1 protein-coding gene is annotated in these 452 nt (G+C 43.4%); it reads right to left on the bottom strand.

Going from position 1 to position 452, the window contains the following annotated elements:
* Window positions 1-452: hypothetical protein (locus SBH76_RS13500; protein ID WP_317978167.1), on the bottom strand; the 452-nt coding region annotated here is incomplete at both ends.

Here is a 452-nt window from a genome sequence, read left to right as displayed (position 1 = left end):
CCCACTTCATAGTGGTTTACTGTTATATTTGCAGCATCTTTTCGTCTGTATCTGTAGGTTACTGTCTGTGGTGCTGTTTGATATGTAACTGTTGTATCACCTGTAGCTGTTGGCGATGTCGCTGAAGGTGCTCCTGTTACATCTGTGCTTACATACTCAAAGTTGTCGATGTCTGCTTCTTTGTTTGTAAGATTTTCACTCAGTCCCAGTTTTTCCGTTCCTACATAAGTTTCCGCACTTGGTGCTGCCGCTCCCGCAGGTGTATATAGCTGTGTACTTCCACCTACTTCAAAGTGGTTTACAGTTATATTTCCTGCAGTCTTTCTCTTGTATTTTAATACTACGACATTCTGTCCCGGATTTAATGTTCCTGTCAACGGTCTGCCGTTTGTAAGATCCGGCTCCGCATACTCATAATTAGCCACACCTGTAAGTGTTGTAGGCGGTGTTAC

The sequence above is a fragment of the Lachnoanaerobaculum sanguinis genome, assembly GCF_033242365.1.
Lineage (GTDB): Bacteria > Bacillota > Clostridia > Lachnospirales > Lachnospiraceae > Lachnoanaerobaculum > Lachnoanaerobaculum sanguinis.
Note: the sequence above shows the minus strand (reverse complement) of the source record. Positions and strands in the feature narration are given on the sequence as shown.